Source organism: Dechloromonas sp. HYN0024, assembly GCF_003441615.1.
Taxonomy (GTDB): Bacteria; Pseudomonadota; Gammaproteobacteria; order Burkholderiales; family Rhodocyclaceae; genus Azonexus.
This window is the reverse complement of the sequence record NZ_CP031842.1, coordinates 1,747,533-1,766,861: the sequence shown is the minus strand read 5'-3', so window position 1 is coordinate 1,766,861 and position 19,329 is coordinate 1,747,533. Positions and strand designations below refer to the sequence as shown.

Here is a 19,329-nt window from a genome sequence, read left to right as displayed (position 1 = left end):
GCAAAAAGAGCGGCCCGGATTGTTCCCGGCCGCTTTTTCGTTTTTTGCAGTTCTGTTTGTTGTTGTCTATTGTAAGTTGTTGATAAATCGTTGTTTATTGTGATGAGAGTGAAAGGAAATTATGTTTAATGTCGTGAAAAAGACCTTCGCCTATGGGGCCCATCAGGTCACCATCGAAACCGGCGAAGTTGCCCGCCAGGCTGGCGGTGCCGTTCTCGTTTCCATGGAAGAAACCGTGGTTCTGGTCACCGTCGTGGCGGCCAAGAGCGCCAAGCCGGGCCAGGATTTCTTCCCGCTGACCGTTGATTACCAGGAAAAAACCTACGCTGCCGGCCGTATCCCCGGTGGCTTCTTCAAGCGCGAAGGCCGTCCTTCCGAAAAGGAAACGCTGACCTGCCGCCTGATCGACCGTCCGATCCGCCCGCTGTTCCCGGATGGTTTCTATAATGAAGTCCAGGTCATCGCCACCGTGATGTCCCTGAACCCGGAAATCGATTCCGACATCCCCGCCCTGATTGGCGCTTCCGCTGCTCTGGCCATCTCCGGCGTGCCGTTCAACGGCCCGATCGGTGCCGCCCGCGTCGGTTACATCGATGGCCAGTACGTCCTGTGCCCGACCCTCAGCCAGCTCAAGGGTAGCCAGCTCGACCTCGTCGTCGCCGGTACCGAAGCCGCCGTTCTGATGGTTGAGTCCGAAGCCGACCAGCTGTCCGAAGAAGTCATGCTCGGCGCTGTCGTGTTCGGTCACACCGAAATGCAGAAGGCGATCAACGCTATCAACGAACTGGTCGAAGAAGCCGGCAAGCCGGAATGGGAATGGGAAGCTGCACCGAAGGACGAAGCGCTGGTTGCCAGCCTGTCTGCCCTCGTCGCTGCCAAGCTCGAAGAAGCCTACAACATCACCGTCAAGCAAACGCGCAGCCAGGCCGTCAAGGCCATTCGTGCCGAAGCTGTCGCCGCCCTGTGTACCGGCGGTGAAGGTGCCCCGGACGAAAACACCGTCGGCAACCTGTTCCACGAAATCGAAGCTGCCATCGTGCGTGGCCGCATCCTCTCCGGTGCTCCGCGTATCGACGGTCGCGACACGCGTACCGTGCGTCCGATCACCATGCGTTCAGGCGTCCTGCCGCGCACCCATGGCTCGGCCCTGTTCACCCGTGGCGAAACCCAGGCGCTGGCTGTTGCCACGCTGGGCACCAACCGCGACGAGCAGATCATCGACGCCCTGGCTGGCGAATACCGCGACCGTTTCATGCTGCATTACAACATGCCCCCGTACGCCACCGGCGAATGTGGTCGTGTCGGTACGCCGAAGCGTCGTGAAATCGGTCACGGCCGTCTTGCCAAGCGCGCGCTGCTCGCCGTGCTGCCGAAGCCGGAAGACTTCTCCTACTCGATGCGTCTGGTTTCGGAAATCACCGAATCCAACGGCTCCTCCTCGATGGCTTCCGTCTGCGGCGGCTGTTTGGCCCTGCTCGACGCCGGCGTGCCGCTCAAGGCGCACGTTGCTGGTATCGCCATGGGTCTGATCAAGGACGGCAACCGTTTCGCCGTGCTGACCGACATCCTCGGTGATGAAGATCACCTCGGCGACATGGACTTCAAGGTGGCTGGTTCGACGACCGGTATCACTGCGCTGCAGATGGACATCAAGATCCAGGGCATCACCAAGGAAATCATGCAGGTCGCCCTGGCCCAGGCCAAGGATGCCCGTATCCACATCCTGAACCTGATGCAGGAATCGGCCGCTGGCCCGCGTGAAGAAATGTCGGCCTACGCGCCGCGTCTCTACACCTTCAAGATCAACCCGGAAAAGATCCGTGACGTCATCGGCAAGGGCGGCGCTGTTATCCGCGCCCTGACCGAAGAAACCGGCACCACGATCGATATCCAGGACGACGGCACCATCACCATCGCCTCGAGCAGCGGTGAAGCCGCCGCCGCCGCCCGTGCCCGCATCGATGCGATCACGGCAGAAGTCGAAATCGGCAAGATCTACGAAGGTACGGTCCTGAAGATTCTTGATTTCGGCGCGATTGTTTCCGTGCTGCCGGGCAAGGATGGTCTGCTGCACATCTCCCAGATCGCCCAGGAACGCGTCAACAAGGTCGAAGACTACGTCAAGGAAGGCCAGATCGTTCGCGTCAAGGTTCTCGAGACCGACGACCGTGGCCGCGTCAAGCTGTCGATGAAGGCTGCTGCTGCAGATGAAGGTACGGCGCCGGCTCAGCCAGTGGCGGCCGAAGCTGCCGCTCAGGATCCGCAGCAATAAGCTTTAGCCTGGTCTGAATGCACAAAGGGCGCCTTGCGGCGCCCTTTGTTTTTGGCGTTGCTGCTGCGGCTGGCACTTGCCAGTCCGCCGGGCGAATTACTTCGCCATCTGCTTTTCCTTGAGCTCGTCGAGCGTCTTGCAATCGATGCACAGCGTCGCCGTCGGGCGCGCTTCCAAGCGCTTGATACCGATCTCGACACCACACTTGTTGCAGAAGCCATAGTCGCCACTTTCGATACTGGCGAGGGTTTCATCGATCTTCTTGATCAGCTTGCGTTCGCGGTCGCGATTGCGCAATTCGATGGCCATGTCGGTTTCCTGGCTGGCCCGGTCGTTCGGGTCGGCAAACACGGTCGCTTCGTCCTGCATGGTGTGAACCGTGCGGTCGATGTCTTCGCTCAACTCCTTTTTGAGCGTTTCGAGAATCTTGCGGAAATGCGTCAGTTGCTTCGCGCTCATGTAATCCTCGCCGGCTTTCGGCTGGTACGGAGCGAAGTGTTTGTGGAGCAGTTCTTCTGCCATGTTCTTGTGCGCCTGATGACGAAAAAAGCGATTAAATATCATGAAGGCCGTCTGTGGGCAAGGATTCTTTCTTGCACAAAGATAGGCTCTTGATCTGGTGCGGTTTTCCGTAGGGTGATAGAATGCCGTTCCTCGTGTCGGGGCGTAGCGCAGCCTGGTAGCGCATCTGCTTTGGGAGCAGAGGGTCGTGAGTTCGAATCCCACCGCCCCGACCAATTTTTCTTGATTCACCCTCAGGTGCCCGTAGCTCAACTGGATAGAGCAGCTGCCTTCTAAGCAGCAGGTCGGGGGTTCGAGTCCCTCCGGGCACACCAGTCACACCAATGGTTTTAGCGGTTTGTCGATGTTGTGGCCTGGGCCATCGCTAAAGTTTCTGGTTGTTTGCCGGTATTTTCCTGGCTTTTTATAACTCCCCTGACCGAGTTTCATCTCAGCCAATTCTCGGGTGTCCCGTTCAGGCAAGTTGAGCTGTGCCTTGGTGGCCAGGGCAAGGTAGCGTAACGACAGTCGTTCCCAATCAGGCATGTTGGCAGCCGCCACAAAGGCGGCGCCCGGGATTGGTCAAGACTTTGGCGCTGAACAATAGTAAACTAGGCATCTGGCAGCGATGGCATGGCGTGCTGCATTATTTAAATAAACCGGCCCGAGCCGGTTTTTTTAATGGTTGGCGTTGATAAGTTGTTTCAAACAAATTAAATTACCGCTACCCATTTAAAAGGAGATAAACATGGATATTTCTACCCTTACCGTTGCCCAATTGCGTGATTTGCAGCAACAGATTCCGGCTGAAATTAAACGCCGTGAAGCTCAGGAAAAGATTAATGTCCTGAATGAATTGCGCGCTTTTGCCAAAACCCGCGGTTATGCCATCGAGGATTTGCTCGGCAAGGAAACCAAGGTCAAGGCATCGACCGGTAATAAGGTCAAGGTTAAATATCGTCATCCGCAAAATGTCGAACTGGAATGGACCGGTCGCGGCCGCAAGCCGAAATGGGTTGAAGCCTGGGTGGCCAATGGCGGCTCGCTGGACAATCTGCTGGTCTGATCGATGCGTATTCTCCTGAGTAACGACGACGGCTACTTTGCGCCGGGGCTTGCCGCCCTGGCTGAAGCGCTGCAGGGTCTGGGCGAGGTGGTGGTGGTTGCTCCCGAGCAGAATCGCAGCGGCGCCAGTAATTCGTTGACACTCGACCGCCCCCTGCATTTGAAAAAGGCGGCCAACGGGTTTTATTTCGTCAATGGCACGCCGACCGATTGCGTCCATTTGGCCGTGACCGGCATGCTTGATGAATTGCCCGATATTATTGTTTCCGGAATTAATAATGGTGCCAATATGGGCGACGATACCATTTATTCCGGCACGGTAGCGGCAGCGACTGAGGGCTATTTGCTCGGTATTCCCTCCATTGCAATTTCCCTGACCAGTTTTGAGGGAAATAATTATGCGACGGCCGGTCTGGTTGCCCGTGAACTGGTCGAACGTTTTATTCGCGATCCGATTCGTGAGCCGGTGCTTTTGAATGTCAATGTGCCGGATATTCCCCATGCCGAATTAAAAGGTATGGAAGTTACCCGTCTTGGCCGTCGGCATAAGGCTGAGCCGGTGGTCAAAATGATGTCGCCGCGCAACGAGACTGTCTTTTGGGTTGGTGCGGCCGGGGCGGCCGCTGACGCCGGGCCGGGTACCGATTTCAATGCCGCCGAGCGTGGCGTGGTGTCGATTACTCCCTTGCAGATCGATCTGACCCATGCTGCCCAGTTGCCATCGATTCGTCAGTGGATGAGGTGAGTCACGGCGTGTTGCACGGCATCGGCATGACTTCGCAGCGAACGCGGACGCGGATGATCGAGCGTCTGCGGGAGAAAGGTATTCGCAACGAAACCGTCCTCAAGGCAATGGCTGCCGTGCCGCGCCACGTCTTTGTCGAGGAAGCCCTCGCTTCGCGGGCCTACGAAGACACCGCCCTGCCGCTCGGCATGGGGCAGACCATCTCGCAGCCCTATGTCGTGGCGCGCATGATCGAGTTGCTGTTCAACGGTCGAAAGACCCTCGGCAAGACCCTCGAGATCGGTGCCGGTTGTGGCTATCAGGCGGCCGTTCTGGCCCAGCTGACAAGCGAGGTCTATGCGGTTGAGCGTCTGGCCCCCTTGCTTGAAAAGGCCAAGGCCAACATGCGCACCTTGCAACAGTTCAATGTTCGTCTCAAACATGCCGATGGTCAGTTCGGTTTGCCCGAGGCCGGCCCGTTTGACAGTATCATCGTTGCAGCAGCCGGGGCCAGTGTGCCGCCGGCCTTGCTCCAGCAGTTGGCACCGGGTGGGCGTCTGGTCTTGCCAGTCGGGGCTGCCGAGCAGTATCTTAGCTTCATTGAGCACACCCCACAGGGTTATGTCGAAACCCGGCTTGATGCCGTCCGTTTCGTCCCGCTACTTTCAGGAACGCAATGATTCGATTCGTCGCTGCAATTTTCCCGGTTCTGCTGTTGGCAGGCTGTATTTCCCAGCAGCCGGTGGCCTCGGTCGACCGCTCTGTGCCGGTGCCGAGAAGCGCCCCGGTCCAGCCTTCGGGCCCCGGCTATTACACTGTTAAACGCGGCGATACGCTCTACCGCATCGCCCTCGAGAACGGTCAGGATCATCGCGATATCGCTAACTGGAACAATATCGCCAACCCTTCAGCCATCAAGGAAGGTCAGGTCCTGCGCGTTGTTCCGCCAGGTGCCGCCGAACCGGCTGGTGATGGTGCCGTTGTGACCAAGCCGATTGCTGTCGGTGCAGTTGTCGAAGCGCGCTCGCTCGACCAGCCTGCTGCCGCGCCACAAACCGGCGCACTCAAGCGCGAACCGAGGGTCGGCAAGGAGCCATATTCGGACGAAGCCTATGCACGTTTGAACAAGGTCGGCGGCGAGCCAGCCAAGCCGGCCGAGGTGAAGCCGGAAACCAGGATCGAAGTAGCACCGCCAGCGCCTGCCGCTGCGGCAAGCCCGGACGATGTGCCATGGATGTGGCCGACCTCGGCGAAGCTCTCGGCAACCTATAGCGATGCCGGCAACAAGGGGCTCGATTTCGCCGGCAAGGCCGGCGATCCGGTGCAGGCTGCCGGGGATGGCAAGGTGGTCTATGCCGGCAGCGGCTTACGTGGCTTCGGTGAGCTGGTCATCATCAAGCATAACGCTACCTATCTCTCGGCCTACGCCCATAACCGCAAGATTCTCGTCAAGGAAGGCCAGCAGGTTAGCCGCGGCCAGAAGATCGCCGAGATGGGCAACACCGATGCGGATTCGGTCAAACTGCATTTCGAAATCCGTAAACAGGGCAAGCCGGTTGATCCGGCACAGTATCTGCCGAAACGATGAGCGATACCGGCGATGTCCTGGATGACGAGTTCGACGGGCCAGCCGATGAAGAGGTCTTGCCGCCCGAGCCGGAGCAGGTTGCGCCGGAAATTGAGCTGCTCGAGGATGTCACCCAGCTTTACCTGAGCGAAATTGGCGCCAAGCCGCTACTCACGCCGGAAGAAGAACTGGCGACCACCCGGCTGGTCAGGGCCGGCGATTTCGCCGCCCGCCAGCGCATGATCGAGCACAACCTGCGCCTCGTCGTCAATATCGCCAAGCACTACCTGAACCGTGGCATCCCGCTGCTCGACCTGATCGAAGAAGGCAACCTCGGCCTGATCCATGCGCTGGAAAAATTCGATCCCGAGCGCGGTTTTCGCTTTTCCACCTATGCCACCTGGTGGATACGCCAGAACATCGAGCGCGGCATCATGAACCAGTCGCGCACCATCCGGCTGCCGGTCCATATTGTCAAGGAAATCAACGTTGTCCTGCGTGCCATGCGGCACCTCGAGTCAGCTGACAGGCGTGACTCGACAGTGGAGCGTATCGCCGCCCTGATCGACTGGCCGGTCGAGGATGTCCGGCGCACCCTGTCGCTCAACGAACATATCGCCTCACTCGACGCGCCGCTCGATATCGATCCCAGTCACACCATCGCTGAAGTCATCGCCGACAATGGTGCTGGCGACCCCGAGTCGCTGCTGCAACTGAGTGAGGTCGGAACGCTGGTGGATGACTGGCTGGGCCAGTTGAGCGAGCGCCAGCGTTCCGTCATCGAGCGCCGCTATGGCCTCAATGGCGCTGATGTGGCGACGCTCGACGTCATCGCCCACGACCTCGGGCTGACCCGCGAACGGGTCCGGCAGATTCAGATGGAAGGTCTGGATCGCCTGCGCAAGATCATCAAGCGCGGCAATATTTCTCGCGATTCGCTGCTGTAGCGTCGAGCCGGCTGCACATCCGGTTGCGTATTTCCTCGCCAAGCTGAAACACCGACATCGCATAGAAGCTTGACCGGTTGTAGCGGGTGATCACGTAAAAGTTCTCGAAACCCAGCCAGTATTCCGTCTCGCTTCCTGGCGAAACCAGATCGATCAGCGCCGCCGTTGTTTGTCCATCAGTCTGAGCGCGGATACCCCGCTCGGCCAGATCGGCAATCTTGAGCGCGGGGCGCAGGCCGGCCTGAATCAGTTCGGCATCGGGCGGGCCGGACAGGGTGGCGGGCACGGCAACGGGCTGCCCGGCCTGCCAGCCATGCTGTTCGAGAAAGCGGCCGACGCTGCCGATGGCATCGTCGACACTGGTGGCGAGATCGACCCGCTGGTCGCCGTCAAAATCAACGGCATAACGACGCTGGCTGCCCGGCATGAACTGCGGGATGCCGATGGCACCGGCGAAGGAACCCTTGACGGCGAGCGGATCGAGACCGTTTTCGCGGGCCAGCAGGAGGAATTGCTCCAGTTCGGTGCGGAAAAATTCGGCGCGCGGCGGATAGTTGAAGGCCAGCGTGGCAAGTGCCTCAAGGACGCGGAACCCACCGGTATTGCGACCGTAGACGGTTTCGACACCGATGATGGCGACGATGACTTCCTCGGGTACGCCATAGCGTGCGCTGGCCTTGGCCAGGGTGCCGGCATTTTCCTGCCAGAAGCGGACGCCACCCTCGATGCGTAGCTCGTTCAGGAAGCGTGGCCGGTAGCGTTCCCACGAGCGTTGCAGCGGCGAAGCAGGTGGCTTGATCAACTTGAGGACGGTGGCGTTCGGATGGGTTTGGGCAAACTGGCTGAGTAAGGCATCGGCGTTGAAACCATGCCGGGCTTCGAGGTCGCGGGCGAAGGCGATGGCGGCCGGTTCGTCGGCGAAGGTCGGGGTCTTGATGGCGTGTTTCGTGGTGTGACTGGCGGCGTGCTTCACGCCATCCTTCGCGGCAGGCTTGGCCGCAGCGCTGGCCAGTGAGGTGAGGGCGGCGAGCAGCAGGAGGGCAAGGGTGTGTTTCAGGTTCACGGTCATCATCGCAGTTGCGCAACGGCGTCACGCAGGGTTGTCAGGGCTTGGTCATTATCGCCGTAGCGCGCCACCAGATAGGCGTCGACCACGGGCTGGAAGGCTTCGGCCAGTTCCGGGCATTGTTCCCGAACGCGGCGGGCGACGACCAGCGGCGTTTCCCACGGCGCGCAGTCTACCTGTCTTCGGGCCAGATGTCGCAGCGCCTGATGCCAGAGGCGAACGACCGGGTCGCGTTGGGGACGTTGGTAGAGTGTCCACATCAGCAGGCTGGCGACGAGCAGGCTGCAGGTGATGCCGAGCGCCGTTGCCAGGCTGCGCCAGTCGGCCTCGGGCATGCCGAGACGGCTAAGAAACTCGCGCTGGCGTTGCGGATCGTAGCCGAGGATATTCTGGTTCCAGGCATTGTTGATCGCTTCCCAGCGGTAGCGCAGGGTGAGCACCCAGTCGGCCCGCCACTGGACGAGGGCAGGCAACGGTTCACCCAGATCCAGCGCATCGGCGATGCCGGTCTCGATGCGGCTGGGCGACACGGCAGCGGTCGGATCGACGCGTACCCAGCCCAGGCGATCAAGCCAGACCTCGGCCCAGGCATGGGCATCGGACTGGCGAACCACAAGGTAGCCATCGAGTGGATTGAATTCGCCGCCCTGGTAGCCGCCAATGACGCGGGCCGGAATCCCGGCCGAACGCATGAGGACGACGAAGGCGGCGGCGTAGTGTTCGCAGAAGCCACGCTTGCTCTGAAATAGGAAGTCATCGACGCCGTCTCGGCCAAGCAGGGGCGGGCGCAGGGTGTAGGTAAACTCGCTGGCAAACAAGGTGAGGGCCTTGCCGAGGATCGCTTCGGGTGAGTTGCCCGCTTGCCACTGGCTGGCCAGCGACCGTGTCCGGGGATTGCTGCCGGACGGCAGAGTGAGATTGCGGCGCAGGACAGTCGCGTCTTCACTGGTATTGAAACGGTAATCGAGATTGGCCGACAGACGGAAACGCTGGCGCTCGTTGATGGCCTCCCGGTTGGTTGCCGTCAAGGTGCCGGTCAGGAGTATGTCCCCTGGTACGCTGCTGGGTGCATCAAGGGCCAGCAGCCAGCGCTGGCCATGTGGCTCCAGGGTTGTTTCATAGGTGACCGGTGGCGACAGGCCGGTCAGTTGTGGTGCCCGGCCACGGCCTTTGTACGGGTTCCAGGTGGTGCCGTCGAACTGCTCCATGACCGGGCCGCGCCAGTAGAGCTTCTGTTTCGGCGGCAGTGGCCCGTCGAAGCGGACGCGAAAGGCGATGTCGGCACTTTGTACCAGTTCGGCAATGCTGCCCGGTGACATCGAGTCGGACAACCCGGTCCTGCCGCTATGGGCATCCAGTGGCAGGCCCCAGAGCGGGCCGGAAATGCGTGGAAAAAGCAGGTAAAGCACGAGCATGAACGGAATCGCCTGCAGGCAGAGCACCCCGGCATGGCGCAACGTGTCGCGCGGCTGGCTGGTGGGCCCGCTGTGCAGGCGAACCAGGCTTGCCGTGATGAGCCACATCGTCGCCAGCAGCCAGAGGCCGGTCGGGATACTTTGCGAATACAGGTAGTGGGTGAGTAGCAGAAAATAGCCGAGGATGACGACAACCATCGCATCGCGTCGCGACTTCACTTCGAGCAGTTTCATGGTCATGAACATGACCAGCATGGCCACTCCGGCATCGCGTCCGAACAGGGTGCGGAATTCGATCAGGATTCCGGTACAGCCGACGGCGACGAAGATGGCGAGTAGCCAGCGGCCGGGCAGGCGGACGTCCTTCCACCACAGCCAGACAGCCCACAGCAGCATGGCTCCGGCCAGGGCGGTGAGCCACGGTGGTTGATGCAGGGCATGCGGTGCCGTCGTCGCCAGTGCGGTGGCAAACAGCCACGGCGCAGCATGACGGGGCAGGGCGTCGCGGACCAGTGTGCTCATGGCTGGTAGAGGGCCAGTGCTTCCAGGCAGCGCTGGCGATGCGCTTCGCCGCTGCCGGGTTCGATAGCGTAGCCGGGCAGGCGCAGTCCGTAACACGCATCGGCCGTATCGGCGGCGAGTACCCAGCCGGTCAGAATGCTGAGGCGGGTTTCAGCGGACAGCCCGGGCTCGGTGGCTTGCCAGTCGAGACTCAGTTGAAGTTGTGCCCCGCCGGCAAATTGCTTGATCAGCAATGGTCCTTCACCGGCGTGGCGGGCACTGGCCTTCCAGGCGACGTGGCGCGGCGAATCAGCCGGCTGGCGGTCGCGAAATCCGGCAAAATCCTCCTGGCCGCCATCGCCCGTCCGTTCGCCACCGACCGGCGTCGGCAAGGCGGGGGGAAGCGGAGAGGCAATCGGCTGCGGATAGACGAGGCAGCGCATGGACGGTTGCAGATAAGCCCAGGCCGTGAACAAGCCGAGTGGATAGCCGGTCGATAGCCGGACACGGGGCAGGGCCAGCCAGCCCCGATGCGTGGCAGTGACCGGAATGCTGGATCGTGTACCTTTTCGGCCCTCGGTGGCGGCAAAAACCGGAAGTCCTTCTTCGGCGGCCAGTTCGAGCGCCAGCCGCGGGGTGGGGCGGTCGTTGTCGAGGCGCAGTTCAAAATGCGCCCTTTCCCCGACAAAGACGGGGTTGCTGCGACCGGGGGTGACGACCAGTCCATGCAGGTTGCGGAAGGTGTGAATCATGCCGACGATACCCAGCCCGGCAAGCAGAAAGACCAAAGCATGGCCGAGTGCCAGGTTGTAGTTGATGGCACCGATGAGCATGACAATAAGCGCCACGGCATAGAGCAGGCCAGCGCGCGACGGAATGATGAAAATGCGCCGCTGACCAAGGCGCAGCGGGGCTGTCCCGTCGCTGCGCCAGCGGAAGAGTTGCTGCTTGAGTCTGGCGACCAGGTTCACGGCAATCAGGGAATGGCGACGCTGCGGATCAGCGCGGCGATGTCCTCGTCCTGCGCATAGCCGCCTCCCTGCGCTGAGCGCAGGCGATGCCGGGCGACGGCAGGGAGTACCGCCTGCACGTCATCCGGCAGCACCATGTCGCGTCCGGCCAGCCATGCCCAGGCCCGCGCTGCGGCGAGCAGGGCGAGACCGGCGCGGGGCGACAGGCCATGCTGGAAGGCCGGGTTGTGGCGGGTTGCTTCTACCAGAGCTTGCACATAATCGATCAGCGGCCCGGCGGTGTGCATCGCGGCGGCTTCTTTTTGCAGGGCTGGCAAGTCTTCGGCCTTCAGCATCGGGGGCAACTGCTCGGCCCGTGCCCGCTGGCCGCCAGCGGTGAGCAGGGCGCGTTCGGCGGCGCGATCTGGATAGCCGAGTTCGAGGCGCATCAGGAAGCGGTCGAGCTGAGACTCGGGCAACGGAAAAGTGCCGATCTGGTGCGCTGGATTCTGCGTGGCGATGACGAAGAAAGGTGTCGGCAACTGTCGCGTCTGGCCCTCGGCGGTGACCTGTCCTTCCTCCATCGCTTCGAGCAGGGCACTCTGCGTTTTTGGCGTGGCGCGGTTGATTTCGTCGGCCAGCACCAACTGGGCGAAGACCGGACCTGGGAGGAAGCGGAATTCGCTCTTGTCGCGCTCGAAAATCGACACGCCGGTGATGTCGGCCGGCAGCAGGTCGCTGGTGAACTGGATGCGCGAGAACTGCAATCCGAGCAGGCGTGCCAAGGTGTGGGCCAGGGTTGTCTTGCCCATGCCCGGCAGGTCTTCGATGAGCAGATGGCCATTGGCCAGCAGGCAGGTAATGGCCAGGCGGATTTCGTGATCCTTGCCGAGAATGATGCCGCCGGCCTGATCGAGAACCCCGTCGAATGCTCGCGGGCGTCCACCCAGGGCAGAAAGTGTGCTTTTCAACATCATATGTTCTCGCGATAGCTGTCTAAACCCATTCTAATGCTTGAAGCGGTGTCATGAATGGGACGATAATGACAAATCGACGTGCGCCGTTTTGTGCGCCGCATCGCAGAGAGAGAACAAGTGACGACCACTGCCATCATCACCCATCGTGATTGCCAGCTGCACGACATGGGTTCGCATCACCCGGAATGCCCGCAACGTCTGACCGCCATCAATGATCACCTGATCGCTCAGGGCATTGACGCCTATTTCGTCTATTACGACGCACCGCTGGCTACCTTCGAACAGCTGATGCGGGTTCATCCCGCCTCGCACCTTGAACGCATCAAGCGTGCTTCGCCCGAACACGGCGTGGTGCACCTCGACCCCGATACGGCAATGAATCCGCACACCTGGCAGGCCGCCCTGCGCGCTGCCGGTTCCGGCTGCCTGGCGGTCGACCTGGTGATGAAGGGGGAAATCGAAAACGGTTTTTGCGCCGTTCGCCCGCCCGGCCACCATTGCGAGAAGGCCAACCCCATGGGCTTCTGCTTCTTCAACAACGTTGGCGTTGCAGCCAAGCATGCCCTCAAGGCGCATGGCCTCGAACGCGTGGCGATCATCGACTTCGACGTCCACCATGGCAACGGTACTGAAGACTGCTTCGCCGGCGATGAAGAAGTCCTCATGTGTTCGATCTTCCAGCATCCCTTCTATCCGTACAGTGGTGCCGACAAGCCGGCCGCCAACATGTGCAACGTGCCGCTTGCCTCCGGTTGTGGCGGCGAGGAGTTCCGCGATGCCGTGACGCAGGTGTGGATGCCCCGTCTGCGCGAATTCAAGCCGCAGATGATCCTTATCTCGGCCGGCTTCGATGCCCACTTCGAGGACGACATGGGCAACCTGCGTTTCCTTGAAAAGGACTACGCCTGGGTCACCGATCAGCTCAAGCAACTGGCCGCTGAAATGTGCAACAAGCGCATCGTGTCGATGCTCGAGGGCGGTTACGTGATGACTTCCCTGGCCCGTAGTGTGGGCGCGCATCTGCGTTCGCTGGCTGATCTCTGAGCATTGTTTTCTTTCGGAAAAAGCTCAGGGTGGGGTAAAATCCCGCCCTCTTTTTCCTGTTTCCAACGTTTAACCGGATGAATCCATGGCGTTGATTGTTCAAAAATACGGCGGTACATCGGTCGCTAATCCCGACCGCATCAAGAATGTCGCCAAACGCGTTGCCAAGTTCCAGGCACAAGGCCATCAAGTGGTCGTCGTCGTCTCAGCCATGAGCGGCGAAACCAACAAGCTGATTGCGCTGGCCAAGGAAGTTCAGGCCACTCCCGATCCGCGCGAGCTGGATGCCATCATGTCCACCGGCGAACAGGTCACCAGCGGCCTGCTTGCCCTGGCCCTGATGGACATCGGCTGCAAGGCCAGAAGCTACAACGGTGGCCAGGTCAAGGTACTGACCGACAGTACGCACACCAAGGCGCGCATCCTGTCGATCGACGAAGCCAACATGCGGCGCGATCTCGATGCCGGTCATGTTGTCGTCGTTGCCGGCTTTCAGGGTGTTGACGAAAACGGCAACATCACGACCCTCGGTCGCGGCGGTTCCGACACCTCGGGCGTGGCGCTTGCCGCTGCGCTGAAGGCCGACGAGTGCCAGATCTACACCGACGTCGATGGCGTCTACACCACCGACCCGCGCGTCGTGCCCGAAGCCAAAAAGCTCGACACCATCACCTTCGAGGAAATGCTCGAAATGGCCAGCCTCGGCTCCAAGGTGCTGCAGATCCGCTCGGTCGAATTCGCCGGCAAGTACAAGGTCAAACTGCGCGTTCTTTCCAGCTTCCAGGACGAAGGGGAAGGTACGCTGATCACTGTTGAGGAAGACAAGAACATGGAACAACCGATCATTTCCGGTATCGCTTTCAACCGCGACGAAGCCAAGCTGACCATGCTCGGCGTACCCGACACCCCGGGCATCGCCTACCAGATCCTGGGTTCGATTGCCGACGCCAACATCGACGTCGACATGATCATCCAGAACGTCGGCCACGACGGCACCACCGACTTCTCCTTCACCGTCAATCGCGGCGACTACGCCAAGGCCCAGGGCATTCTCGAAGGCGTCAAGGCCAAGCTCGGCGCTCGCGAGATCACCGGTGACAACAAGATCTGCAAGGTCTCCGCCGTCGGCGTCGGCATGCGTTCGCACCCCGGTGTTGCCTCCAAGATGTTCAAGGCGCTGGCCGATGAAGGCATCAACATCCAGATGATCTCGACGTCCGAGATCAAGATCTCCGTCGTTCTCGACGAAAAGTATCTGGAACTGGCCGTTCGCGTCCTGCACCGGACTTTTGGTCTCGACCAGTAAGTTTGACCAAAAGGCGCGGAGGCTATATCATCCGCGCCTCGTTGTTGTAGCAGGACTGGATACGTGGCCGAGTGGTCGAAGGCACACCCCTGCTAAGGGTGCATCCGGGCAAAACCTGGATCCAGGGTTCGAATCCCTGCGTGTCCGCCAATCCTACAACTTCGGTAATGCAAACAAGCGCCTTTCGGGGCGCTTTTTTGTTGCCCTCCAATACTGCGCAGGTCACTTACTAGATGCTTGAGGCAATCGCCGATTTTTCAATGCAGATCTGGAGTTTTGCCAATCGTCTGGCGGCCTATGCGCTGCTTAACCTGATTGATGATCCGGCGCTACTGGCCATGGCTTTCTGCTGAGCGCGCCGCGAAACATTCTCCGTTGACGATGTCCTTAAGTTGCCGGGGCGTTTATCGCCAAGGCGAAAACTATCCGCTCAATGCGGCTTGGCCGATACAATGTGCCGACAGATGCATGAATAATCGTTTCCCGGATAGGCCATGTCTAGAGAAAATTGTTCCCTTCGGATTCTGTCGTGGGTTGTCAGTCTCGCCCTGAGCGGGGTGGTTCAGGCCAGTGCAGACGGTCCCGATTATTACCGGGTGACTGGTATCGCCAGCGATGGGGAACTTGTTCTGCGTGCAGAACCCACTTCGCACGGCGCGCGGGTAGCCAGTCTTCCACCCCAGGCGCACTGTTTGCGCAACCTGGGCTGTCAGGGGGGGCTGAGTTTGCAGGAATTCAGCACGCTGTCAGAAGCCGAGCAACAAAAGCGACAATTGGCCAATCCCCGCTGGTGCAAGATTGCCCATCCGGCTGGCAGCGGTTGGGTAGAAGGACATTTTCTGGCCGAGGCTGCCTGTGTCGAGCCGAGTCAGCCTGACCAGCGGATCGAGCTGATCAACTTTTCCGGAAAAGCCGGGGCCAGGGTGATCAAGGGGCGCCTGCAGGGTCGCCAATACGTTGATTACCAGTTCCAGGGGTATGCCGGCCAGACGCTCGATATCGCCTTGGGTGGCAGCAATCGGCAGCATTATTTCAATGTCAATCCGCCGGGTTCCGAGGTTTCGATGTTTGTTGGCAGCTCGTCGGGCAACCAGTTTGTCCGTCAGCTGCCATCCGATGGGCGTTATACCGTCCGGACTTATCTGATGCGTGCAGCAGCCCGACGTAACGAATCGAGCCGCTATACCCTCCACATCAAGCTATCTGGTGAGCCACTGGTGGCTGTGGCGGCGCATCGTGATGCCGTGATTGCCGGAACGCCCTATCACGCCTCGGCGACAGTCGCCTGTGCCTATGATGCCCCGGCACTCAGCCAGCGGTGCGAGGCAATGGTCATTCGGCGGAGTTTCGATGGTGACGCCACCCTCGAAGTCCGCTGGCCGGCCGGGGCGCTGACGCCGATCCGGCGCATCCTCTTTATCAAGGGCCTGCCGGTTTCATCGGATGCGCCCGAAGCCGTTTCCTCGAAACGTCAGGGGGATGTGACCAGTATCCGGATTGGTGATCAGGAATCCATTGCGGTTCCCGATGCTTTGATCATCGGGGGATGATGCTGGACTCAGATTTCCTGAGCTCAATGTAATTGACCGTTCTGGATGGCCGGGGCGGGAAGTCATTTTTCCGGCGTTACCACCTTGGTGTCAGGCTGGCCGGTGACTAATCCGGGGCCACAACTGCGATCCGATCCCGAGGAGAAATTGATGCCATGCGGCACCTTGTAGCCGCATCGTTTGGGGCGTAGATTGTATGGGTTCGAAAGGAGATAACCATGCGCTACCCTATCCTTTTCGTATTGCTGCTTTGTGCCAATCCATCCCACGCTGCCGTGTTCACCTGCCATACGCGCAGCGGGGAGATTGTCTATTCCGATATCCCTTGCGACAAGGGGGCGACCATCGAGAAAGTCAGCCCGAGTGAGTCGATCTCGGATCCGGATGCTGCCCGGAGAGAGCTTGAAAGACAAAAGGCTTACGCTGCGACGCAGGCCGCCGAAAATGCCAGGGCGCGGGCCGCCGCACCAGGGCCGGCAATTCTCCCGGATTACGCCAGCCCTCCGCCGTCATGGCCGGCCCCGACGCCGTTATCACCCGCCTCAACCGGGCAATCGGCGACGCCGCCCAATACCCGGTAAATTCCGGTTTTCCGCAAACCGTGGTTTGACGCTGGTTTGATTGGACCGTCGCCAGTAGGTAGCGTTAGGCGCGCTCCACCGGGAGCGGTGTGAGTGAAGCGGCGTAGCATCGCTTTTCGCCCGGCGATAACTGCTTGATCCGGTATTCAGCCTTCGAGGCGGATGAGCGATCCGGGTGGGCTTCGTAGCCCAGCAGCCGGAGCGGAGGGTGCGAGCGCGTATAGCGGGCACCGGTCCCCTCGCAGTGGGCGGCATAGCGGCCTGCAACATCGACGGCGATGCCGGTGTAGATACTGCCGTCGGTGCACTCGATCAGGTACAGGAACCAGGGCTTAGTCATGCTCGGGAGCCCGTGTGAGGGCCAGGCGGATGCGTTCGAGAGTGGCTTCGACCGGCGCCTGCCGGGGCACTTCCAGGCCGAGGTCGCGGGCGATGGCATTGACCTTTGCCGGATTGAGCGGGATGCCGCCACGGTCGACCGCAGCCATCAGCTGGCGGGCCCGTGCGTAGTCCGAGAGCGGGGCAGGGCGACTGAAAAAGAGCGCCCTGATCGGTGAGAAAAGGCCCGAGAGCCAGCGTGATCCCATACACTTGCGACTGGATAAAACATCAAGGATACATGGATGCAGCCGGGAATGAGGAGGGAAGGGGCATGAGCGACGTCACATTCAGTCGCCGGGCGCTGGCCGAAAGCGATCTGCCGATCTACGCCGGAGTGGCGATGGACCGCATCAGCCTGGTCAACGATGCCGCCCTGGCTGCGCAGGCCAGCACGGCATTGCTTGCCGCACCGGCCATCGGATTCGACACCGAATCGAAGCCGACCTTCCTGAAAGGCGAGATTTCAACCGGGCCGCATCTGGTTCAACTGGCGACCGATGACCATGTCTATCTCTTTCCGGTCGTCTTCGCCGCCAATCACGACATACTCCGCCAGATACTCGCCGCGCCCCACGTGCTCAAGGTCGGCTTCGGTTTGGGCAACGACCGCAGTGCATTGCGCACGCGCTTGGGCATCGAACTCAACAATGTTCTCGATCTTGGCGAAGTACTGCGCGGACCGGGGCATCGTGGCACGGTCGGGGCCAAAGTGGCGGTTGCCCATTACTTCGGCCAAAAATTCCAGAAATCGAAAAAGGTCGGCACCAGCAACTGGGCCAGCGCCCGTCTTAACGAGCGCCAGTTGCTCTATGCGGCCAATGATGCCCATGTCGCCTTGCACATCTATCGCGCCTGGCTGCGCGATCCCGACCGACTGGCCCGGTTGGATCAGGCGATTGAACCCGATTGACGCTTAGGAAAAACCATCATGACCAACCCCTTACCGCCGCTCTCCCTGCTTGAAACCCGCGTCCTCGGTACGCTCGTCGAAAAGCAGCGGACTGTACCCGACACCTATCCGCTCTCGGTCAATGCCCTGCTCGCCGGTTGCAACCAGAAGACGAGTCGAAACCCGGTCATCGAGGCCAGCGAGAGCGATGTTGTCCAGGCCATTGATGTCCTCAAGGGACTCTGGCTGATCAATGAAATTAGCGGCAGCCGGGTCAGCCGCTTCGAGCATCGGCTTGAGAAAATTCTCGGCATCCCGTCTCAAGCCTCGGCCTTGCTCACCGTGCTCATGCTGCGCGGCCCGCAGACGGCTGGCGAGTTGCGCCTCAACTGCGAACGGCTGCATAAATTTGCTGACATTTCATCGGTTGAAGCCTTTCTCGAAGAACTGGCCAGCCGCGAGGCCGGCGCCCTCGTGGTCGAATTACCGCGCCTGCCGGGCTCGCGCGAGAACCGCTGGGCGCATCTGCTGAGCGGCCAGCCGGACATTGACATGGCCACCCCGGCCAGGACGAATCAACCAGCCAGCCAGGAAATCGATGACCTCAAGGCTCGGGTCAGTATTCTCGAAACCGAACTGGCTGACCTGCGCGCCCGGCTGTCGGCCATCGGCGCATGAAGAAAAGCCATCCGGCCCGCCTTCGCATCATCGGTGCTGCCAGCGGCATCGGCGCCCAGGACCGCGCCTGCGAGGACGGACCGGTTGCCTTTCACCATTCGCAAGCCTGGCATGAACTTGAGCATCACCCCATGCTTGACTGGGGCAAGACCCTGTTTGCCCCGGATAGCGACGGTGCCTCGCTCACCGGACGGGTGGCCGAACTGTGCCGCAATCTCGCTGATGAAGTGGCTCTGGCCATCGGTGCCAACGAGTTTCCGGTGGTCATCGGCGGCGATCATTCGGTGGCCATCGGTACCTGGAGCGGCGTTGCGCGAGCCCAGGCGGGGCCGGTCGGCCTCCTCTGGATCGATGCCCATCTTGACAGTCATACGCCGGAGTCGAGTTACTCCGGGGCCATCCACGGCATGCCGCTGGCCTGCCTGCTCGGGCGGGGCGACAAGCGCCTGCTCAATATCGGCATCGAAGGTTCTCAGCTGAGCGCCGCTCATACCGTCGTGCTCGGGCCGCGCAGCTATGAGCCGGAAGAGCTGGCGTTCCTGCAGCGCATGCAGGTGCGCATCATCGATAGTGATGAAATAAATCGCCGTGGCTTTGCCCCCTGCCTCGACGACGCCATTGCCATCGTCAGCAGCGCCCCGGCCGGCTTTGGCGTGACCCTCGACCTCGATGCCATCGACCCGCAACTGGCCCCCGGCGTCGGCAGCCCGGAACCGGACGGGCTGGTTGCATACGATGTCGTGGAGGCGATGCGCCGGTTGGGCGGCCTGCCTGGACTGAAAGCACTGGAAATCGTCGAATACAACCCGGATCGCGACCGCCACGGAACGACCGCCGGGCTGATATCCGACCTGATCGGCGAATTGAACCCGATCCGCTATGGCAGCAGGTAAGTTGTGCCAGGTATTGCGAATG

21 protein-coding genes and 3 tRNA genes are annotated in these 19,329 nt (G+C 60.8%); 16 read left to right on the top strand and 8 right to left on the bottom strand.

What is annotated here, in order from left to right; genetic code table 11:
- Positions 1 to 121: 121 nt before the first annotated feature.
- Positions 122 to 2,272 (top strand): polyribonucleotide nucleotidyltransferase, encoded by a 2,151-nt coding sequence (pnp, locus tag HYN24_RS08560; RefSeq protein WP_117608853.1) that lies wholly within the window; start codon positions 122 to 124, stop codon positions 2,270 to 2,272.
- 96 nt (positions 2,273 to 2,368) lie between these two features.
- Here the strand turns inward: pnp and dksA are convergent, their stop codons facing one another.
- Positions 2,369 to 2,794: an RNA polymerase-binding protein DksA gene (gene dksA / locus HYN24_RS08555; protein ID WP_117610272.1), complete on the bottom strand. Its 426-nt coding sequence runs from the start codon at positions 2,792 to 2,794 to the stop codon at positions 2,369 to 2,371.
- 138 nt (positions 2,795 to 2,932) lie between these two features.
- Here dksA and HYN24_RS08550 point away from each other — a divergent pair.
- Positions 2,933 to 3,009: transfer RNA gene (locus tag HYN24_RS08550), tRNA-Pro, on the top strand.
- A gap of 22 nt (positions 3,010 to 3,031) precedes the next feature.
- Positions 3,032 to 3,108: transfer RNA gene (locus tag HYN24_RS08545), tRNA-Arg, on the top strand.
- Between the two features lies 1 nt (position 3,109).
- Here HYN24_RS08545 and HYN24_RS15880 read toward each other — a convergent pair.
- Positions 3,110 to 3,319 (bottom strand): hypothetical protein, encoded by a 210-nt coding sequence (locus tag HYN24_RS15880; protein WP_162888665.1) that lies wholly within the window; start codon positions 3,317 to 3,319, stop codon positions 3,110 to 3,112.
- 202 nt (positions 3,320 to 3,521) lie between these two features.
- On the opposite strand from HYN24_RS15880, the gene HYN24_RS08540 reads away from it, so the two are divergent.
- The 5 genes from HYN24_RS08540 to rpoS are packed head-to-tail and all read left to right on the top strand — an operon-like array spanning position 3,522 to position 7,076.
- The gene (locus HYN24_RS08540; protein ID WP_117608852.1) at positions 3,522 to 3,839 is read left to right on the top strand and encodes an H-NS family nucleoid-associated regulatory protein; all 318 of its coding nucleotides are present in this window, start codon (positions 3,522 to 3,524) and stop codon (positions 3,837 to 3,839) included.
- Positions 3,840 to 3,842: 3 nt separating this feature from the next.
- Positions 3,843 to 4,583 carry a 5'/3'-nucleotidase SurE gene (surE, locus tag HYN24_RS08535; protein ID WP_117608851.1) on the top strand — a complete coding sequence of 247 codons (741 nt, stop codon included), beginning with the start codon at positions 3,843 to 3,845 and terminating at the stop codon, positions 4,581 to 4,583.
- A gap of 26 nt (positions 4,584 to 4,609) precedes the next feature.
- On the top strand, positions 4,610 to 5,242 hold the full coding sequence (locus HYN24_RS08530) for a protein-L-isoaspartate(D-aspartate) O-methyltransferase (protein WP_117610270.1): 633 nt from the start codon (positions 4,610 to 4,612) through the stop codon (positions 5,240 to 5,242).
- Positions 5,239 to 6,150: a peptidoglycan DD-metalloendopeptidase family protein gene (locus tag HYN24_RS08525; RefSeq protein ID WP_117608850.1), complete on the top strand. Its 912-nt coding sequence runs from the start codon at positions 5,239 to 5,241 to the stop codon at positions 6,148 to 6,150. The genes HYN24_RS08530 and HYN24_RS08525 overlap by 4 nt, the downstream gene beginning before the upstream one ends.
- Positions 6,147 to 7,076, top strand: a complete 930-nt coding sequence (gene rpoS / locus HYN24_RS08520) for an RNA polymerase sigma factor RpoS (protein ID WP_117608849.1) — start codon at positions 6,147 to 6,149, stop codon at positions 7,074 to 7,076. Before HYN24_RS08525 ends, rpoS begins: the two co-directional genes overlap by 4 nt.
- On the opposite strand, the gene mltB is transcribed toward rpoS, so the two are convergent.
- The 4 genes from mltB to HYN24_RS08500 are packed head-to-tail and all read right to left on the bottom strand — an operon-like array spanning position 7,039 to position 11,982.
- Entirely contained in the window at positions 7,039 to 8,139 is a 1,101-nt protein-coding gene (mltB, locus tag HYN24_RS08515; RefSeq protein ID WP_371413208.1) for a lytic murein transglycosylase B, read from the bottom strand. The genes rpoS and mltB overlap by 38 nt on opposite strands.
- Before the next feature lie 5 nt (positions 8,140 to 8,144).
- On the bottom strand, positions 8,145 to 10,079 hold the full coding sequence (locus HYN24_RS08510) for a DUF3488 and transglutaminase-like domain-containing protein (RefSeq protein WP_117608848.1): 1,935 nt from the start codon (positions 10,077 to 10,079) through the stop codon (positions 8,145 to 8,147).
- A complete protein-coding gene (locus HYN24_RS08505) occupies positions 10,076 to 11,029 on the bottom strand; it encodes a DUF58 domain-containing protein (protein ID WP_205421353.1) in 954 nt (317 codons plus the stop codon). Before HYN24_RS08505 ends, HYN24_RS08510 begins: the two co-directional genes overlap by 4 nt.
- A 5-nt stretch (positions 11,030 to 11,034) precedes the next feature.
- Positions 11,035 to 11,982: a MoxR family ATPase gene (locus HYN24_RS08500; RefSeq protein WP_117610264.1), complete on the bottom strand. Its 948-nt coding sequence runs from the start codon at positions 11,980 to 11,982 to the stop codon at positions 11,035 to 11,037.
- A gap of 120 nt (positions 11,983 to 12,102) precedes the next feature.
- On the opposite strand from HYN24_RS08500, the gene HYN24_RS08495 reads away from it, so the two are divergent.
- The 5 genes from HYN24_RS08495 (at position 12,103) to HYN24_RS15875 (ending at position 16,466) form a co-directional block, all read left to right on the top strand.
- The gene (locus HYN24_RS08495; RefSeq protein WP_117610262.1) at positions 12,103 to 13,029 is read left to right on the top strand and encodes a histone deacetylase family protein; all 927 of its coding nucleotides are present in this window, start codon (positions 12,103 to 12,105) and stop codon (positions 13,027 to 13,029) included.
- 85 nt (positions 13,030 to 13,114) lie between these two features.
- On the top strand, positions 13,115 to 14,335 hold the full coding sequence (locus HYN24_RS08490) for an aspartate kinase (RefSeq protein WP_117608847.1): 1,221 nt from the start codon (positions 13,115 to 13,117) through the stop codon (positions 14,333 to 14,335).
- A gap of 57 nt (positions 14,336 to 14,392) precedes the next feature.
- Positions 14,393 to 14,485: transfer RNA gene (locus tag HYN24_RS08485), tRNA-Ser, on the top strand.
- Positions 14,486 to 14,829: 344 nt separating this feature from the next.
- Complete coding sequence (locus HYN24_RS16010) at positions 14,830 to 15,885, top strand: hypothetical protein (RefSeq protein WP_205421352.1); 1,056 nt, start codon at positions 14,830 to 14,832, stop codon at positions 15,883 to 15,885.
- A 218-nt stretch (positions 15,886 to 16,103) separates the two neighbouring features.
- On the top strand, positions 16,104 to 16,466 hold the full coding sequence (locus tag HYN24_RS15875) for a DUF4124 domain-containing protein (RefSeq protein ID WP_162888664.1): 363 nt from the start codon (positions 16,104 to 16,106) through the stop codon (positions 16,464 to 16,466).
- A 64-nt stretch (positions 16,467 to 16,530) separates the two neighbouring features.
- On the opposite strand, the gene HYN24_RS08475 is transcribed toward HYN24_RS15875, so the two are convergent.
- Together HYN24_RS08475 and HYN24_RS08470 are read right to left on the bottom strand one after the other, a co-directional pair.
- Positions 16,531 to 16,806, bottom strand: a complete 276-nt coding sequence (locus HYN24_RS08475; RefSeq protein ID WP_117608846.1) for a GIY-YIG nuclease family protein — start codon at positions 16,804 to 16,806, stop codon at positions 16,531 to 16,533.
- The gene (locus HYN24_RS08470; RefSeq protein ID WP_205421351.1) at positions 16,799 to 17,053 is read right to left on the bottom strand and encodes a hypothetical protein; all 255 of its coding nucleotides are present in this window, start codon (positions 17,051 to 17,053) and stop codon (positions 16,799 to 16,801) included. Before HYN24_RS08470 ends, HYN24_RS08475 begins: the two co-directional genes overlap by 8 nt.
- Positions 17,054 to 17,118: 65 nt before the next feature.
- Between HYN24_RS08470 and HYN24_RS08465 the strand changes: the two genes are divergently transcribed.
- Genes HYN24_RS08465 through HYN24_RS08455 form a run of 3 tightly spaced genes read left to right on the top strand, consistent with a single transcriptional unit; the run spans position 17,119 to position 19,307 of the window.
- Positions 17,119 to 17,757 (top strand): 3'-5' exonuclease, encoded by a 639-nt coding sequence (locus HYN24_RS08465; RefSeq protein WP_117608845.1) that lies wholly within the window; start codon positions 17,119 to 17,121, stop codon positions 17,755 to 17,757.
- 18 nt (positions 17,758 to 17,775) lie between these two features.
- Positions 17,776 to 18,414, top strand: a complete 639-nt coding sequence (locus tag HYN24_RS08460; protein ID WP_117608844.1) for a YceH family protein — start codon at positions 17,776 to 17,778, stop codon at positions 18,412 to 18,414.
- The gene (locus tag HYN24_RS08455; RefSeq protein ID WP_117608843.1) at positions 18,411 to 19,307 is read left to right on the top strand and encodes an arginase; all 897 of its coding nucleotides are present in this window, start codon (positions 18,411 to 18,413) and stop codon (positions 19,305 to 19,307) included. Before HYN24_RS08460 ends, HYN24_RS08455 begins: the two co-directional genes overlap by 4 nt.
- Positions 19,308 to 19,329 lie beyond the last annotated feature (22 nt).

Bases quoted from the DNA above. Each gene is read 5' to 3' on its own strand.
- pnp (WP_117608853.1), top strand. From the start codon at position 122: ATGTTTAATGTCGTGAAAAAGACCTTCGCCTATGGGGCCCATCAGGTC.
- dksA (WP_117610272.1), bottom strand. From the start codon at position 2,794: ATGGCAGAAGAACTGCTCCACAAACACTTCGCTCCGTACCAGCCGAAA.
- HYN24_RS15880 (WP_162888665.1), bottom strand. From the start codon at position 3,319: ATGCCTGATTGGGAACGACTGTCGTTACGCTACCTTGCCCTGGCCACC.
- HYN24_RS08540 (WP_117608852.1), top strand. From the start codon at position 3,522: ATGGATATTTCTACCCTTACCGTTGCCCAATTGCGTGATTTGCAGCAA.
- surE (WP_117608851.1), top strand. From the start codon at position 3,843: ATGCGTATTCTCCTGAGTAACGACGACGGCTACTTTGCGCCGGGGCTT.
- HYN24_RS08530 (WP_117610270.1), top strand. From the start codon at position 4,610: ATGACTTCGCAGCGAACGCGGACGCGGATGATCGAGCGTCTGCGGGAG.
- HYN24_RS08525 (WP_117608850.1), top strand. From the start codon at position 5,239: ATGATTCGATTCGTCGCTGCAATTTTCCCGGTTCTGCTGTTGGCAGGC.
- rpoS (WP_117608849.1), top strand. From the start codon at position 6,147: ATGAGCGATACCGGCGATGTCCTGGATGACGAGTTCGACGGGCCAGCC.
- HYN24_RS08510 (WP_117608848.1), bottom strand. From the start codon at position 10,079: ATGAGCACACTGGTCCGCGACGCCCTGCCCCGTCATGCTGCGCCGTGG.
- HYN24_RS08500 (WP_117610264.1), bottom strand. From the start codon at position 11,982: ATGTTGAAAAGCACACTTTCTGCCCTGGGTGGACGCCCGCGAGCATTC.
- HYN24_RS08490 (WP_117608847.1), top strand. From the start codon at position 13,115: ATGGCGTTGATTGTTCAAAAATACGGCGGTACATCGGTCGCTAATCCC.
- HYN24_RS16010 (WP_205421352.1), top strand. From the start codon at position 14,830: ATGTCTAGAGAAAATTGTTCCCTTCGGATTCTGTCGTGGGTTGTCAGT.
- HYN24_RS15875 (WP_162888664.1), top strand. From the start codon at position 16,104: ATGCGCTACCCTATCCTTTTCGTATTGCTGCTTTGTGCCAATCCATCC.
- HYN24_RS08475 (WP_117608846.1), bottom strand. From the start codon at position 16,806: ATGACTAAGCCCTGGTTCCTGTACCTGATCGAGTGCACCGACGGCAGT.
- HYN24_RS08470 (WP_205421351.1), bottom strand. From the start codon at position 17,053: ATGGGATCACGCTGGCTCTCGGGCCTTTTCTCACCGATCAGGGCGCTC.
- HYN24_RS08465 (WP_117608845.1), top strand. From the start codon at position 17,119: ATGAGCGACGTCACATTCAGTCGCCGGGCGCTGGCCGAAAGCGATCTG.
- HYN24_RS08460 (WP_117608844.1), top strand. From the start codon at position 17,776: ATGACCAACCCCTTACCGCCGCTCTCCCTGCTTGAAACCCGCGTCCTC.
- HYN24_RS08455 (WP_117608843.1), top strand. From the start codon at position 18,411: ATGAAGAAAAGCCATCCGGCCCGCCTTCGCATCATCGGTGCTGCCAGC.